10 protein-coding genes and 2 tRNA genes are annotated in these 14,758 nt (G+C 69.1%); 6 read left to right on the forward strand and 6 right to left on the reverse strand.

What is annotated here, in order from left to right; translation table 11 throughout:
• Positions 1–35: 35 nt before the first annotated feature.
• Positions 36–1,892: an ABC transporter substrate-binding protein gene (locus AC1DB1_RS01700; protein WP_271177039.1), complete on the reverse strand. Its 1,857-nt coding sequence runs from the start codon at positions 1,890–1,892 to the stop codon at positions 36–38.
• A 320-nt stretch (positions 1,893–2,212) separates the two neighbouring features.
• Between AC1DB1_RS01700 and AC1DB1_RS01705 the strand changes: the two genes are divergently transcribed.
• Positions 2,213–3,331 carry a peptidase C39 family protein gene (locus tag AC1DB1_RS01705; RefSeq protein WP_477199553.1) on the forward strand — a complete coding sequence of 373 codons (1,119 nt, stop codon included), beginning with the start codon at positions 2,213–2,215 and terminating at the stop codon, positions 3,329–3,331.
• A 29-nt stretch (positions 3,332–3,360) separates the two neighbouring features.
• On the opposite strand, the gene AC1DB1_RS01710 is transcribed toward AC1DB1_RS01705, so the two are convergent.
• The gene (locus AC1DB1_RS01710) at positions 3,361–4,494 is read right to left on the reverse strand and encodes a M20/M25/M40 family metallo-hydrolase (RefSeq protein WP_477199554.1); all 1,134 of its coding nucleotides are present in this window, start codon (positions 4,492–4,494) and stop codon (positions 3,361–3,363) included.
• Positions 4,495–4,602: 108 nt separating this feature from the next.
• Here AC1DB1_RS01710 and AC1DB1_RS01715 point away from each other — a divergent pair, with 108 nt between their 5' ends.
• From AC1DB1_RS01715 to AC1DB1_RS01730, 4 genes are all read left to right on the forward strand, one after another.
• Complete coding sequence (locus AC1DB1_RS01715; protein WP_477199555.1) at positions 4,603–5,448, forward strand: GNAT family N-acetyltransferase; 846 nt, start codon at positions 4,603–4,605, stop codon at positions 5,446–5,448.
• Complete coding sequence (gene menC / locus AC1DB1_RS01720) at positions 5,445–6,569, forward strand: o-succinylbenzoate synthase (RefSeq protein WP_477199556.1); 1,125 nt, start codon at positions 5,445–5,447, stop codon at positions 6,567–6,569. The genes AC1DB1_RS01715 and menC overlap by 4 nt, the downstream gene beginning before the upstream one ends.
• A 149-nt stretch (positions 6,570–6,718) precedes the next feature.
• The gene (locus AC1DB1_RS01725; RefSeq protein WP_309297485.1) at positions 6,719–8,569 is read left to right on the forward strand and encodes a membrane dipeptidase; all 1,851 of its coding nucleotides are present in this window, start codon (positions 6,719–6,721) and stop codon (positions 8,567–8,569) included.
• Positions 8,566–10,110: a serine hydrolase domain-containing protein gene (locus AC1DB1_RS01730; protein WP_271177034.1), complete on the forward strand. Its 1,545-nt coding sequence runs from the start codon at positions 8,566–8,568 to the stop codon at positions 10,108–10,110. Before AC1DB1_RS01725 ends, AC1DB1_RS01730 begins: the two co-directional genes overlap by 4 nt.
• A 406-nt stretch (positions 10,111–10,516) precedes the next feature.
• On the opposite strand, the gene AC1DB1_RS01735 is transcribed toward AC1DB1_RS01730, so the two are convergent.
• The 3 genes from AC1DB1_RS01735 to AC1DB1_RS01745 form a co-directional block, all read right to left on the reverse strand.
• Positions 10,517–10,590 (reverse strand) — tRNA-Met (locus tag AC1DB1_RS01735).
• Between the two features lie 34 nt (positions 10,591–10,624).
• Positions 10,625–10,696 (reverse strand) — tRNA-Thr (locus AC1DB1_RS01740).
• Between the two features lie 184 nt (positions 10,697–10,880).
• Positions 10,881–11,837, reverse strand: coding sequence for an aldo/keto reductase (locus tag AC1DB1_RS01745; protein ID WP_477199557.1), 957 nt, complete (start codon positions 11,835–11,837; stop codon positions 10,881–10,883).
• A 201-nt stretch (positions 11,838–12,038) separates the two neighbouring features.
• Here AC1DB1_RS01745 and AC1DB1_RS01750 point away from each other — a divergent pair, with 201 nt between their 5' ends.
• Entirely contained in the window at positions 12,039–12,845 is an 807-nt protein-coding gene (locus AC1DB1_RS01750) for a pentapeptide repeat-containing protein (protein WP_477200072.1), read from the forward strand.
• A 26-nt stretch (positions 12,846–12,871) separates the two neighbouring features.
• On the opposite strand, the gene AC1DB1_RS01755 is transcribed toward AC1DB1_RS01750, so the two are convergent.
• Positions 12,872–14,758, reverse strand: a complete 1,887-nt coding sequence (locus tag AC1DB1_RS01755; protein WP_477199558.1) for a glycoside hydrolase family 13 protein — start codon at positions 14,756–14,758, stop codon at positions 12,872–12,874.

The raw sequence follows: 14,758 nt of genomic DNA on the forward strand, positions 1-14,758 counted from the left end.
GGCCGCGGCGGTACCCGCCGCGGCCACCTCAGTGATCACTCGACGTCGACGCTCTTGCGTCGGCGCACCACGAAGAAGATGATCGCACCGATCACGATGACGAGGATCACACCCCCCGTGACCAGGAGCCCCACATTGGGCCCGGCGTCGCTGCTCTTGCTGTCGCCGGCGGGGGCCACATCCGCGAAGCCCCAGTAGCCGGACTGGTTGGCGATGATCCCGCCCTTCGACGGCATCATCTCGAAGCCGGTGAAGCGATCGGAGCGGTAGGCCTCCAGGCCGTTGGCGTACCAGTAGACGATCTGGGCGGTGTCGGTGAAGTTGAGCTCGAGCATCTTCTGCACGATGGCCTCACGCTTCTTCGCATCCGTCTCGGTCTGCTGCTCCTTGTAGAGCTTGTCGTACTCCGGGTTGCACCAGCCGTCCTGCGAGGTCGCGCCGGTGCCGTCGGTCTTCGTCGGCAGGCTCGCGCAGGTGTTGATGCTGAGCTGGTAGTCGGGGTCGGGCCCGACGCTCCAGCCGCTGAAGTAGATGTCGTAGTTGCCCTTCAGCGTGTCGGCGTTGATCGTGTCCGTGTCGGTGGAGACGAGCTGGATGTCGATGCCGATCGCCTTCATCCACGGCTGGAAGTACTGCGCCGCGGTCTGAACGGTCGGGTCGGTCGAGTCGACGAAGAGCCGCAACGACAGTCGCTGACCGTCTTTGACGCGGATACCGTCGGCTCCGGCCTTCCATCCGTCTGCGTCGAGCTTCTGCTTCGCCTTCTCCGGGTTGTAGGCGAGAGCCTTCACGGCTGCGGAATCGGCCGGCAGCGTCCACTGCGGGTACGACGACGGGATGAAGCTGGTCCCCGGCTCGCCGAGGCCGTTGAGCACCTTCGACAGCAGCGTCTTCGTGTCGGTGCCCATGCGGATCGCCTGGCGCACCTCGACGTCCTGCAGGGCGGGGTTCCCGTTGCCGAACGGCTGGCCGTCGACCGTCTTCAATCCCGAGTTGAAGCTGAACGACGAGAAGCGGCGCCCGATGCCGGAGTGCTCGGTGATGCCCTCGGCGCCCTTCAGAGCCTGGAACTGCGTGGGCGTGAGGCCGGTGACGAAGTCGACGTCACCGGAACGCAGCGCCTGCACCTGGGCATCCGAGTTCGTGTAATAGACGTACTGGATCTTGTCGATCTTCGGTGCGCCCCGCCAGAAGGTCGGGTTCGCCTTCATCGTGATGAACTGGTTCGCCTTGTAGCTCTCGAGCAGGAACGGCCCCGATCCCACGACATCCTTGTCGTTGGGGTACTTCGCCGGATCGGAGATCTTCTCCCAGACGTGCTGGGGAAGAATCGGAACCTCGATGCCCGGGTTCGGCGCCTGGGGCGCCTTCAGGTCGATGATCACGGTCTTCTTGTCGGGCGCCTGCACATCCGCGAAGTTGGCGACGAAGTTGCCGTTCGCCACGGCGAGGTCGGGGTTCGTCATCATCTGGTCGAAGGTGAACTTCACGTCGGCCGAGGTGATGGCCTTGCCGTCGGACCACTTGAGGCCGTCTTGCAGGGTGTACACCCACTTCTTGCCGCCGTCTTCGATCTTCCAGTGATCGGCGAGACCCTTGGTGGGCGAACCGTCGCCGGCGCTGTTCTGCACGAGGTTCTCGTACATGTAGCGGAAGAGGTTGGTGGGAAGAAGGTAGATCGAGGTCCACGGGTTGAAGCTGTCGACGAAGCCGGAGGTCGCGATCCGCATCGTCTTGGCATCCTTGCCCGACGAGGGGGACGACGACGGGTCGGCGGCGTGCACGCCGGTGGGCGTCGCGGCGTTGGCCGCGCCGGCCGGTGCGGCGATGATCGCTGCCGCCGCAACGAATGACAGCGCGCGGATCAGATGTTTGCGGTGTCTGGGGCGCATGAGAGTCCTTCCATCGGCCGAGGTCCAGAGCAGGACCGCGAGGGTTGCAGTAATGCAACAGCACGGAACGTGCTCAGGTCAACGTATTCGTTCCAGATATTAATCAGACCGTAACGAGTTTCAAGTGATTCACGGGCATCGGATGCGGTCGGCCGGCGAGTGGGGTTGCTCTAAACGCCCAGCGATTTAGCTGATCAGACGGTATAACTCGACGCCTCCGCCGTTCTGTCGCGACTCGGCCATTCTCTGATGCCGCTTGACGTCTCGATGGGCATGGGAAATGATCCGTATCGGATCATTCCTTTGCGGACGGAGACGCTGTGCTCTCGACACCGATGGCTGGCACGGCCTCCGAGCCGGCCGCGTGGCAGACGCGCCTCGTGCGCGCCGACACCTCTTCCGGATGGGACGGACGCACCTGGACGTCCGGAGTCTTGGTGCCCGGATTCCACGCCGATCAGGCGGTCGCTTCGTGGAATCTCGAACCCGGCGTCACCGCCCGCGTCGAGATCCGCGCGCGCACGCTCGACGGGGCATGGCATCCCTGGCAGGAGGCGGCGTTCTGGGGAGGGCCGGGTGAGCGCCGGAGCCCTGTGCCGCCGGTGGGAAGCGACGGCCCGCAACCGCAGGACGACGGCCCGTCGGTACGGACCGACATCCTGACGGCCCGGCCGGAGCGGTTGTTCGACGCGGCCCAGCTGCGCATCACGCTGCTCGGCGGCATGCGCGAAGCGAGCGAGCCTCCCCCTCTTCACCTGGCCGCGCTGAGCTTCAGCGCGCCCGGCGGCTCAGCCGCCGATGAGTCCGATGCCGGTGAGCGCCGCGGTGCGGAACCGGTGGGTGCCGCGGCGGCCGTGCAGCCGCTCTCCCAGCGCGCCTACCCGAGCCGGCCAGACCTCGGCGGCGGCGGACCCGCCTGGTGCTCGCCGACCTCGCTGACCATGGTGCTGGCCGCCTGGGGTGCACAGCTCCCCTCGGCGGAGCCCACCGAGGCACCCGCCGATGACGACCCTCACGTCCCGTGGATGGCACGCGCCGTCTACGACACGGCATTCGACGGCACGGGCAACTGGTCGTTCAACGCCGCCCTCGCGGGAGAGCTCGGATTCGACGCGGTCGTCACCCGGCTAGCGTCGCTGCGGTCGGCGCGCGTGCTCACGGAGGCCGGCATCCCCCTCATCGCTTCGATCGCGTTCGAGGCCGGGCGACTGCCGGGCGCAGACTACGACACGTCAGGGCACCTCCTGGTCATCCGGGGCTTCGATCCGCGAGGGGATGTGCTGGCGGCCGACCCGGCGAACCCGGGCGGCAGTGACGGGCTCCGCACGTACCCGCGCGAGGCATTCGACGCCGCCTGGTCGCGCAGCCGGCGCACCGTATACCTGATCGTCCCGCGCGGACACGCGCTGCCTGCCGCGACGGATGCCGGTGGCTGGTGAGCAGGCCGGCTGTCACGCCAGCCGCGCCCTCAGACGGTCGACGCCGGGACGTCGACCAGCACGGCCTCGAGCAGGTCGATCCGCTCCCCCAGCGAAGCGAGCGACACGTGCTCGGTGACCGCGTGCGCGCCGCCGCCGCGAGGGCCGAACCCGTCGACGGTGGGGGTGCCGAGGCTTCCGAGCAGGTTCGTGTCCCCCGCGCCGGCGGCGGGCCGGCCGGTGATGGTCTGATCGACGCCGCGGCCGGCGGCCGCGATGAGTCCGAGAAGGCCGGCGTCGGCTCTCGACGGGCTCCAGGCCGGTCGATGGCTGAGCAGCTGCGTTTCGACCTTGGCGCCGTCGCGTACGGGGGCGAGGGCTCGCAGTGCCGAGAGAACGGACTCCTCGGTCGGGGCATCCAGAAACCGCAGTCCGATCTCGGCCTCGGCTTCGGCGGGCACCACGTTCGCCCGCCCGCCGCCGCTGATGGTGCCGACATTGCAGAGCACCTCGGAGCCCAGGGCCGCATCCATGACGATGCCGCGCACAGCCACCAGCTGATCGACGAGCTCGTCGATCGCAGAGACGCCGCTGCCGGGGTCGAGCGCCGCGTGGGAAGCGCGACCGCGAACGGCCAGCCGCACGCGCGTACTGCCACGCCGGCCGACCTTGAGTGCGCCATCCGGATGCGGGGATTCGAAGCCGATCGCACCCGCGACACCGTCGGCGCAGGCGCGCAGCAGCGCTTGCGTGGTGGGCGAGCCGACCTCCTCGTCGCACACGATCACGGCGCGCACGCTGCGGTGCCGCCGATTTCGCAGGCGCTCGATCGCGGCCACCATGACGAGCAGCCCGCTCTTCATGTCGTAGACCCCGGGGCCGCGCACAGTGTCGCCGTCGACCGACCACGGCACGGTGGTCTCGATGCTGTCGTGCGGCCACACGGTATCCGAATGCCCGACCAGCAGCAGAGGATCGCCGACTCCGTTCACCTCGGCGATGAGGTTGGCTCCCGCCTCGGTGCGCTCGAGGCGCACCGACGCGCCCGCGGCATCCCACCACTCCGCCAGAACGTCGGCCATCCGCTCGCTCGCGGGGGCGTCGAACGAGGGCGACTCGATGCGCGCGAGGCGTTCGAGCCGTTGCAGTGTGTCGTGCTGCGCGCCGTTCCCGGGCTGTGTCATGTCACATCCTCTCGCCGTTTTATGAATCATATCGATTGCTTGCTCCTGGCAAACAGGACCGATAGCCTGGCGATTCGAGTTGCAAGCGCCAAACATAGGAAACGTATCGTGCCCCAGGCTCCCACCGCTCCGCTGCACGCCGAGACGTTGCGCACCGGTGACGAGTTCCGCGCGGCGGCCGCGCTGTACACCCGCGTGTTCGGGTACGACCGGCCCGAGTTCTCGCTGAATCCCAACCTCCTCAGCGCTCTGACGCGCAATGGCGGCTCCGCCGTCGGGGTGCGCACCGACGCCGGCGAGCTGATCGGCTTCGCCTACGGGTTCGCCGGCCGTGACGCATCCGGCCACGACTTCCACTACTCGCAGGCCGCCGTCGTCGACGCAGCCCACCAGGGCGAGGGCGTGGGGCGGATGCTGAAGGAAAGCCAGCGCGAGGTGGCGCTCGGCTGGGGGCACCGCACCATGCGCTGGACGTTCGACCCTGTTCTCTCACGCAACGCCCACTTCAACTTCTCCTCGCTGGGCGCGGAGGGCGTCGGGTTCGTCGAGGACTATTACGGCCGCCCCGGCACCGATCGGGTGCTCGTCGAGTGGAACCTGACGCGCGACCACGACCCCTTCGCCGACCTGCGCCATGCAGAGCCGCCGCGGCTGGGGCGGGCGCACTGGGGCGAAGTCGTTCACCGCACCATCGAACGCGCCGACGGCTCGGTGCAGGATGCCGCCTGGGTCGCCGTTCCCGCCCAATCGCCCACCGTGTCCTTCGATGGTGAAGAGCGCGCCTCCCACGATCGGGTGCGGGTGCAGTTGAGGCGGTCGATCGCGACCCTGACCGAGGCGGGGCGCGTGCTCGTGGCCTGCCGACGGATCGACGACGGCACGGCCGCCTATCTCGCGGTGCACGCGCACCGCTCCGAATACGATTTCGAGTCCGACAAGGAGACCACTGCATGAGGATCGACAGGCTGCGCGTCTTCGACGTGAACCTCCCCCTCGTCCACGGATTCGAGACGAGCTCGCACCGCAAGACCGGGCTCAACCACCTGCTCGTGGAGGCCACGAGCGCGGATGGCCTGGTGGGCTGGGGTGAGATCGCAACGCCGTCCGACCCGTTCTACGGTTCGGAGACGACCCGCGCCGCCTGGGCGATCGCCGAACGCTACCTCGTGCCGGCAGTGCTCGGCTCGACGTGGGAGGCACCCGAGGAGCTCGAGGCCGCCTGGCTCCGCATCCGGGGCCACGAGTTCGCGAAGGCGGGCTTCTCGATCGCGGCCTGGGATCTGTACGCCCAGGCCGGCCATCGTTCCCTCGCGGGCGCCCTTGGCGGCACGCGCACGGAGGTGGTCGCCGGTGTCTCGCTCGGCATCGAGCCGACGCTGGATGAGCTGCTCACCCAGGTGGCCCGGCAGGTGGACGCCGGATACGGTCGGGTGAAGCTCAAGATCGCGCCCGGCTGGGACGTCGAACCAGTGCGGGCCGTGCGGGCCGCCTATCCCGACCTCGACCTGCACGTGGACGCGAACGGCGCCTATCCAGAGTCCGACGAATCCACCGCAGTCATGCGTGCCCTCGACGCGCAGCGTCTGACGATGATCGAGCAGCCGTTCGCCCCGCGCGACTTCGTCGCCCACGCCCGCCTGCAGTCCGTGCTCGACACCCCGATCTGCCTCGACGAGTCCATCGTTGACGTCGCCGACCTGCACACGATGCTCGCGCTCGACGCCGGTCGCGTGCTCAACATCAAGGTGTCCCGGATGGGCGGCCTCACCACAGCGCGTCGTGCGCACGACGTCGCGCGGGATGCCGGGGTGCCGGTCTGGTGCGGTGGCATGCACGAGTTCGGCGTGGGCCGGGCGGCCAACGTGGCGCTCTCCTCCCTTCCCAACTTCACCCTCCCCTCCGACGTCTCCGGTTCGGACAAGTACTACGCCCGCGACGTGATCGTGCCGCCCGTCATCGCGCGCGACGGCGTCGTGCGGGTGCCGACCGCACCGGGCATCGGCCACGATGTGGATGTGGACTGGGTGCTGCGCAATTCGTCCCGCACCCTCGACACCTCGGCCGCGGCCGCCTGAACGGGAGGATCACCGTGCACGCTCTCACACTTCACCGCCTCGACCTCGATTCCACCGGGGAGCCCTCCGACTGCGTGACCAGCGGCAGGTCGACATCCCGGTCACGGATCGCATGAACGACGCCCTGAACGCGCGGAAAGGGTAGAGCGATGATCCCTGTCATCGATGGTCACAACGACATCGCCTGGGCACGCCGCGAACGGCACGGTTACCAGGCCGCTGGGATCGACGCATCCCTGCCCGACCTTCACACCGACATTCCGCGTCTGATCGCCGGCGGCGTCGGTGGCCAGTTCTGGTCGGTGTGGGTCGACCCTGTGCTGACGGGTGCGGAGCAGGTGACGGCGACCCTCGAGCAAATCGATTTCGTGCACAGGCTCGTGGAGGCGCATCCGGATCGGCTGCGGTTCGCCCGCACAGCGGTCGATGTGCGGGCGGCGCTCGCCGAGGGCCGCATCGCTTCGCTCATCGGGGTGGAGGGCGGCGCCCAACTCGACGGTTCGCTCGCCGTGCTGCGCCAGTACGCGCGGCTGGGAGCCCGCTATCTCACGCTCACCTGGTCGCGCACCACCGAGTGGGCCGATTCTGCGACCGACGAGGCGCGCCACGGCGGTCTGACCGACTTCGGTCGCGAGGTGGTGCGGGAGATGAACCGGATCGGCGTGATCGTTGACCTGGCGCACGTGGCACCGTCCACGATGCGCGACGCGTTGGAGGTCACCTCACGTCCCGTCATGGTGAGCCATTCGTGCGCACGGGCACTGTGCGACCACCCGCGCAACGTGCCCGACGACGTGCTGCGCGACATCGGCGCCGGGGGCGGGGTGGTCATGGTGGCGTTCGTACCCTCGTTCCTGTCTCCCGCCCGCAACGCCTGGGTGCGCGGGGGTGAGCAGGGGGAAGCCCCGCCCGTCGGGATCGCCGATGTCGCCGACCACATCGAGCACATCCGTCGTGTCGCCGGCGCGCATGCGGTCGGGATCGGGGCCGACTACGACGGCACCGACGCGATGCCGACGGGCCTCGAGGATGTGTCCCGCTACCAAGACCTGCTCGACGAGTTGCGCCGGCGTGGCTGGACGGAGCCGGAGCTCGTAGCGCTCGCGAACGAGAACGTGCTGCGCGTGCTCACAGCCTCCGACGCCGACCACCTGGCCTTCCTCGATGGCTCTGCTCCGCCGCCGGCCGCGGCTGCACTCGCGCCGGCGGTGGACACGTCGACCCGAGACGACAAGCGGCAGTCGAGCGGCCCCCGCGTTCTCGTCGTCGTGAACGCGAAAGGGTCTCGCCCGCGTCGCCTCGGCACCTGGCTGGAGGAGAAGGGCATCGCCGTCGACGTAGCGCTCGGCGAGGATGGGCTGCCCCCAGACCTCAACGGATATGCCGGGCTCGTGATGCTGGGCGGCGGCCTCATGCCCGACGACGACGCGCGTGCGCCGTGGCTGGCGCAGGAGCGCTCGCTCGCCCGCGAAGCGATCGCTGCCGACCTGCCGACGCTCGGGATCTGCCTCGGCGGGCAGATCCTGGCGGAAGTTGCCGGGGGCGAGGTGCGCGCATCCTTCGGTCCGAAGGAGCGCGGCGCGACAGTGATCTCGACGTCCGAAGCCGGCCGGCGCGATCCAGTCATCGGCGGGTTCGGGGATGCCGCACCCATGATCGAGAACCACCAGGACATGATCACCTCGCTGCCCCCCGCCGCCGTGCTCCTGGCGTCGAGTGACGCGGTGGCCAATCAGGCCTTCCGGCTGGGCGAGCGCGTCTACGGGCTGCAGTTTCACCCGGAGGTCTCCGCTGAGGACCTGCTGCACTGGAAGGAGCCGACGTCCCCGTCGCCGGACGACAGGCCGGTGGCCGAACTCGTCGAGGAGGCCCGCCGTGTCGACGAGCACAACACGCGAGCCAGCCGCGCGCTCGTGACGGGGTTCGCCGACGAAGTGCGGTCCTTCGCCGATCAGACCCTCGCGGCTCGCGCATCCGCCGCTCGTCCGGCCACCCGATGATCGAGGAGGCGCCTCTAGCAGCCCACGCCCGTGACGCCCTCGCCGCGCGACTGGACGGTGCGACCCTTCGGCGAGCGCCCGCGTCGATCGCCGCCGTCACGTATCGGGGCCGTGTCGTCGCTGTGTGCGCAGACGGAGAACCCCGCCTCGACGGCCGGCCAACCACCGAGAAGACGATCTTCAGGATCGCGTCGATGTCGAAGAGCTTTCTGGCTGCCACAGCGCTGGCGTTGCGGGATGACGGACTGCTCGACCTGCATGCTCCGGCCACGGATTATGTGCCCGAGCTGGTGGCGGCCCGGTTCGATGGCAGCCCGGTCGCCCTCACGCTCGACGACCTGCTTTCCAATCGCGGCGGCCTCTCCGAGGACAACCCCTGGGGAGACGCGCACCTCGGAGTTTCCCGTGCGCACATGGCGGCGGTCGTCGCTGCAGGGCTGACGCTCGCCTCTAGCCCAGGCACCGAGTATCAGTACTCGAATCTGGGCATCTCGCTCATCGGCCGCGCGATCGAGTCGGTCACCGGACGTCCCGTCGAGGACGTGGTGCGCGAACGGATGCTCGACCCACTGAACCTGCGTCACACGCGCCCATCCGCCGACCTCTACGGTGAGGGCGCCGACCTCGCCGCCGGCTTCCGCACCTTCGACGACGGTTCGACCTTCGCCGCCGAACCGTTCGTCGGCTCCGGCGCGCTCGCGTGTATCGGGAGCCTCTTCAGCACCGTGCACGACGTCGCGCGCTGGGCACACTTCCTCGGGTCGGCGTTCGATGACCCCTCAACAGACAACGCCGCTACAGACGGCGCCACCGCAGACGGCGCCGTGCTCAGCGCTGCATCTCGGCGCGAGCTGCAGACCGCTCGCACGCTGATCCCGATCGGATCGAAGCCGCCCGGGCGGGAGCTCGACGGAATCGGCTACGGGTACGGTCTCGTCGTCGAGCACGACAGGCGTTTCGGCCGCATCGTGCAGCACGCCGGGGGGCTCCCCGGGTTCTCGTCGCACATGCGCTGGCAGACCGCCACCGGCATCGGGGTGATCGTCTACGGAAACTCCGACGCGTTCGGTGCAGGCGCGGTGGCTGCCGACGTGCTCGCCGATGTGCTGACCAGGGTGGATGCTCCCGCGTTCGTCGTCCGTCCCTGGCCGGAGACCGTGGCCGCCGCACGACGGATCGACGAGCTCATCGCCGAAGGCCGGCCGCTCTCCGACGCAGCCGGCCTTCTCACGGACAACGTGCTGCGCGACGTGCCGGTGGATGTTCGAGAGCGCAGGCTCGCCGCGGCGCTCGCCGAGGTCGGCGCTGTTCGGGCGGATGCGGTGCCGTTCACCGAGCGGATCGTGGCTGCCCCCGATCGTTCGGCCCTCCGCTGGGTCGTGCCCTGCGTGCGCGGGACCCTGGTGTGCGACGTGCACCTGGTCGGCTTGCACGAGCCGCTGGTGCAGGAGTTCGCCATCCGGGTGGCCGACGCTGGAGGCCGCAAGCCGCGCGACGAATCCGCACGCGTGACAGACCACCACCTGGTCGCGCTGGACTAGAGGGGCCAGTATGCGCTCTGGAGATGAGCAACGATCTGCAGCCTCGCGGAACCCTCTCCGACCCGACGTGACCCACAATGATCACGATTTGTGCGCCTAGCTCACCCCAGAGGCTCAATGTCGCGAGATTCACATACAGGGCCAGCACCGCACCGATCCCCAAGTCGCTGCGATCGTTTGCCTGACAAGTACCGCCCCTGACGCAGCCTCAATGGCCAGCCAGATCACCGCTGCGGCGTGAAGAGGATTATCGGCGACGCCGGCTCGCGATTCGTCAACATAGTTCGCTGATTCTGCCAGCGACCGTGATCGTGGGGCGCCGTTTTCAAGTGTGGGCAAAATGGGCCAAAACCGGCCGATCAGCGGGCATGAAAAAAGCCCCGAGATGGCGAGATCTCGGGGCTAGTAGCGGGAGCGGGACTTGAACCCGCGACACCACGATTATGAGCCGTGTGCTCTAACCACCTGAGCTACCCCGCCGCGACCTTCGCGGTGCTGAACACCGGGAGGACGGAGCCCCCTGTGGGAATCGGACCCACTACCTCTTCCTTACCAAGGAAGTGCTCTACCAATGAGCTAAGGGGGCGAAGCCTGCGCGCTGCGCGAGCGCCGCGCGTTTTTGGCAACCGTACGAGGATACCATCCGTACGACCGTGGTTTGTACCACTGAGACGCTCGTGCCGCGCCGGTTTCAGCGCGTCGCGACTCCTCGGTGACACGGCGTCGCCGAGGGCCCGAGTGCAGCACCCGGCCCCCGGCAGCAGGAAGCGTCAGGCGGCTTCGGCCTCGTCGGACGCGTCGCTCAGTGCGTCGAGCTCGGCGCCGCTGAGTTCGAGCGAGACGGAGGCGATGAGGTCGGGCAGCTGCTCCAGGTTGCGCGCGCTCGCGATCGGAGCGACGACGGTCGGCTGGGCCGCGAGCCAGGCGAGGGCCACCGTCGCCACCGAGACCCGGTGCACTGCGGCGACCTCGTCCAGGATGCCGAGCACAGCACGACCGCGGTCGTCCAGGTATTTGGATGCGCCCTGCGCGCGGGGGCTGTCGACCTCGACGCCGTCGCGGTACTTGCCGGTGAGGAACCCGGCGGCGAGGGCGAAGTAGGGCACGACTCCGAGGTTCTCGCGCTCCGCGATGGCGCGATAGTTCTCTTCGAAGTCGCGCTCGACGAGGTTGTAGTGCGGCTGCAGGGCCACCGCGCGGTGCAGGCCCTCGGCCTCGGTGATGCGGAACCACTCCTCGATGCGCTCGGGCGAGTAGTTCGAGATGCCGATGTGACGCACCTTGCCGGCGTCGACCAGGCTCGAGAGCGCCGCGACGGTCTCGGCCAGCGGCACGCTCTCGTCGTCGAAGTGCGCGTAGTAGAGGTCGATGTGGTCGGTGCGAAGGCGCTCCAGCGACGCGTCGGCGGCACGCAGGATGTTGTCGCCTGCGAGGCCCTTGAAGTCGGGATGCTGGCTGACCTTGGTGGCGACCACCACGTCGTCGCGGTTGCCGCGGGCGTCGAACCACTCGCCGATGATGCGCTCCGAGTCGCCGCCGGTGTTGCCAGGCACCCAGGCCGAGTAGCCGTCGGCCGTGTCGACGAAGTTTCCTCCGGCGGCCGTGTAGCCGTCGAGTACCGCGAACGACGTGTCGCGATCGGCCGTCCAGCCGAAGACGTTGCCGCCGAGCGAGAGCGGGTAGACGCTGAGGTCCGAGTTTCCGATGGTGCGACGTGGTGCGGTCATGCAGGTCTCCTTCATGCGTTGCGAGTTCGTGGTCCGACTTTCTCGGGTCCGACCTCCACAGGTCGACTCACCGGTCCGACCTTCACGCTAACGCGGTCGCCTCCGAGCTATTCCGGCATCGGCTGAAGATGTCGAAAGACTTCGTCGAGTGCCTACTGTGGAGGAGTGGACACGATCGATCGCGGCAGCCGACCCGACCTCATGGCGGACTGCGGTTCGTGCGTGGGGCTGTGCTGCGTCGCCCTGGCGTTCGCGCGCTCAGCGGATTTCGCCTTCGACAAGCCGGCCGGCGACCCCTGCGTCAACCTCGAGGACGACTTCCGCTGCGGCATCCACCCGCATCTGCGCGACCGGGGGTTCAAGGGCTGCACCGTCTTCGACTGCTTCGGCGCCGGCCAGAAGGTCACGCAGTCCACCTTCGACGGCCGCAGCTGGCGCGACGACCCCGAGACGCGCGCCGGCATGTTCTCCGTGTTCCCCGTCATGCGCCAGCTGCACGAACTGCTCTGGTACCTCGACGAGGCACTCCGGATGCCCGCAGCCGCACCGCTCCACTCCGAGCTGACCCGCGCGTCCGCCGCCGTCGAAGCGCTCACCGCCTCGTCGCCCGAGCGCATCCTCGAGACCGACCTCGAAGAGGTGCGCGGTCCGCTCGCCGAGCTCCTGCGCCAAGCCAGCCGGATGGCCAGATCCGGGCTTCCCGCGTTGCCGACGACCGGCAAGACCAAGCGAGTCGGTCCGGGAGCCGACCTTCTCGGTGCCGACCTCGCCGGGCTCTCGCTGCGCGGTGCCGAACTGCGCGGCGCGCTGCTCATCGCCGCCGACCTGCGCGGCTCCGATCTCTCCTTCGCTGAACTGATCGGCGCCGATCTGCGCGACGCAGAACTGGGAGGCGCCGACCTGGCCAGCGCCATCTACCTGACCCAGGTTCAGGTCAACGCCGCCCGCGGCGACGCGCGCACACTGCTGCCCCCGAACCTCCAGCGGCCGTCGCACTGGGCGAGCTGAGCACCACCGAGCCGGCCCGGGCACGCCTAGACCTGCCCCGCGACATCCTCCCCGCCGGATCCCCCGGCGACCACGCCGAACTCCGGCAACCGCACGCCCGGCAGCAGCCACGCGGCGAAGGTCGGCCCCGTCGCTGTCAGCCGAACGGCACCGCCGCCCGCCTCCAGCCCGGCCTCCCCGACCAACGGCATCGCCGCCTCCACCCCCGCGATCGCCGCCGCGTCGAGCGTCACCGTCGCGTCCGCCCTGGCTGCCAGCACCAGCACCGACTCGTGCGCGCCCTCCCGCACGAACACCAGCACGTCGTCGCCCACATGGAGCCACCGCATCCCGCCGCCGTTCAGCGCCGGGTGCGATCGTCGCAACCGGATGAGGCGCGCGTACAGATCGACGGAGCCTGCGGCCTCGCGGTGCTCGGTGCCCCACGGGATCGGCGTGCGCGACGCCTCCCCATCGGCCCCGGTCAGCCCGAACTCATCGCCGGCGAACACGACCGGGATGCCCGGCAGCGTCACCGACAGACCGAACGCCACCGGCACAGCACCCGGGCGTGCATTCGTGAGGAACCGCGGGGTGTCGTGCGTGTCCAGCGCGTTCATCGTGCCGAGCCGCGTGCGCCACGGGAAGCCGGCCGTGAACTGCTGGTGCGCCTCGAAGAACTGCCGCCCCGTGTAGAGCGGGATGGTGCCGAACGGCAGCCCGAAGTACGACGATTCGCGGTCGGCGAGCGACAGCCAGCCCCACAGCGGCCGCGTGAAGTTCGTGTACGTCATGGCGCCGTGCCAGGCGTCGCCCTGGAAGTCGCTCGACGCGTCGTTCGTCGACTCGCCGAGCAGGATCGTGTCGGGGTTCACCTCGAGCATGGTCGCGCGCACCGTGCGGCGCACGAGCTCGTTGAGGTCCTGGTCGAGGTAGCGCCCGGTCATGTTCGCCACGTCGATGCGCCAGCCGTCGAGCCCGAAGGGCGCCGCGAGCCAGCGACCGACGACCGAGTCGGGGCCCTCGATGAACCGGCGTCGCAGCTCCGCCGAGTTCCAGTTGAACTTCGGCAGGCTCGGGACGCCGAGCCACGACACGTACTCCGTGTGCTCGTCGTTGAGCCAGTAGAAGAACTCGCCTTCCGGGGCATCCGGGTTGCCGAATGCGGCCCGGAACCACTCGTGCCCGTCGCCGCAGTGATTGGACGTGAGGTCGCCGATCACCCGGATGCCGCGCTCGTGCGCCGCCTCCACCAACCGGATGAGCGCCTCGTCGCCGCCGAGCAGCGGGTCGACCTCGGCGAAGCTCGACGCGTCGTACCGGTGGTTCGAACGGCCGGGGAACACCGGCGTGAGGTAGATCATGTTCGCGCCGAGCCGCTGCAGGTGGTCGAGATGCTCGATCACCCCGTCGAGGTCGCCGCCGTACAACTGCTGCGACCGGCCGGGCGGAACGTCGTCCACCGGGTCGGACCAGATCGCGGGGATGGCCCAGTCCGGCGCCGGCCGCTCGTCGGCGGCCGCCGATCGAGCGAACCGGTCGGGGAACACCTGGTACAGCACCGTCTCCGCCACCCAGGAGGGCGCGGCCGGATACGTCACCAGCTTGAAGTCCTCGGCGTCGAGGGTCTCGATCGAGTGCGTGCCCGTCGCGTTCACCCAGACCTTCTCCCCGTCCGACCTCGAGATGAGGAATCGGTACCCGTGGATCGGGTTCTCCACGAAGATCGGCGCCTCCCACCAATCCCAGCCGTCGCGCGACGCGATGACGTGCGCATCCGAGAACCGGGGCTCGTGATTCGGATTCGACCGCGTCCGCACGGCATCGACCCCACCCCAGCTCTGCGGGATGCGCACGCGCACCAGCACCGTGTCGCCGAGGACGGGTGCCTGATTCGATACGTGGAGGGGAGAGCCGTCGTGGTGGGGCTGCAT

It is taken from the genome of Leifsonia sp. 10N434, assembly GCF_056394405.1.

What these genes read in the sequence shown, in the direction of transcription:
- AC1DB1_RS01700 (WP_271177039.1), bottom strand. Translation starts at nt 1,892, where the DNA reads ATGCGCCCCAGACACCGCAAACATCTGATCCGCGCGCTGTCATTCGTT.
- AC1DB1_RS01710 (WP_477199554.1), bottom strand. Translation starts at nt 4,494, where the DNA reads ATGACACAGCCCGGGAACGGCGCGCAGCACGACACACTGCAACGGCTC.
- menC (WP_477199556.1), top strand. Translation starts at nt 5,445, where the DNA reads ATGAGGATCGACAGGCTGCGCGTCTTCGACGTGAACCTCCCCCTCGTC.
- AC1DB1_RS01725 (WP_309297485.1), top strand. Translation starts at nt 6,719, where the DNA reads ATGATCCCTGTCATCGATGGTCACAACGACATCGCCTGGGCACGCCGC.
- AC1DB1_RS01730 (WP_271177034.1), top strand. Translation starts at nt 8,566, where the DNA reads ATGATCGAGGAGGCGCCTCTAGCAGCCCACGCCCGTGACGCCCTCGCC.
- AC1DB1_RS01745 (WP_477199557.1), bottom strand. Translation starts at nt 11,837, where the DNA reads ATGACCGCACCACGTCGCACCATCGGAAACTCGGACCTCAGCGTCTAC.
- AC1DB1_RS01750 (WP_477200072.1), top strand. Translation starts at nt 12,039, where the DNA reads ATGGCGGACTGCGGTTCGTGCGTGGGGCTGTGCTGCGTCGCCCTGGCG.
- AC1DB1_RS01755 (WP_477199558.1), bottom strand. Translation starts at nt 14,758, where the DNA reads ATGCAGCCCCACCACGACGGCTCTCCCCTCCACGTATCGAATCAGGCA.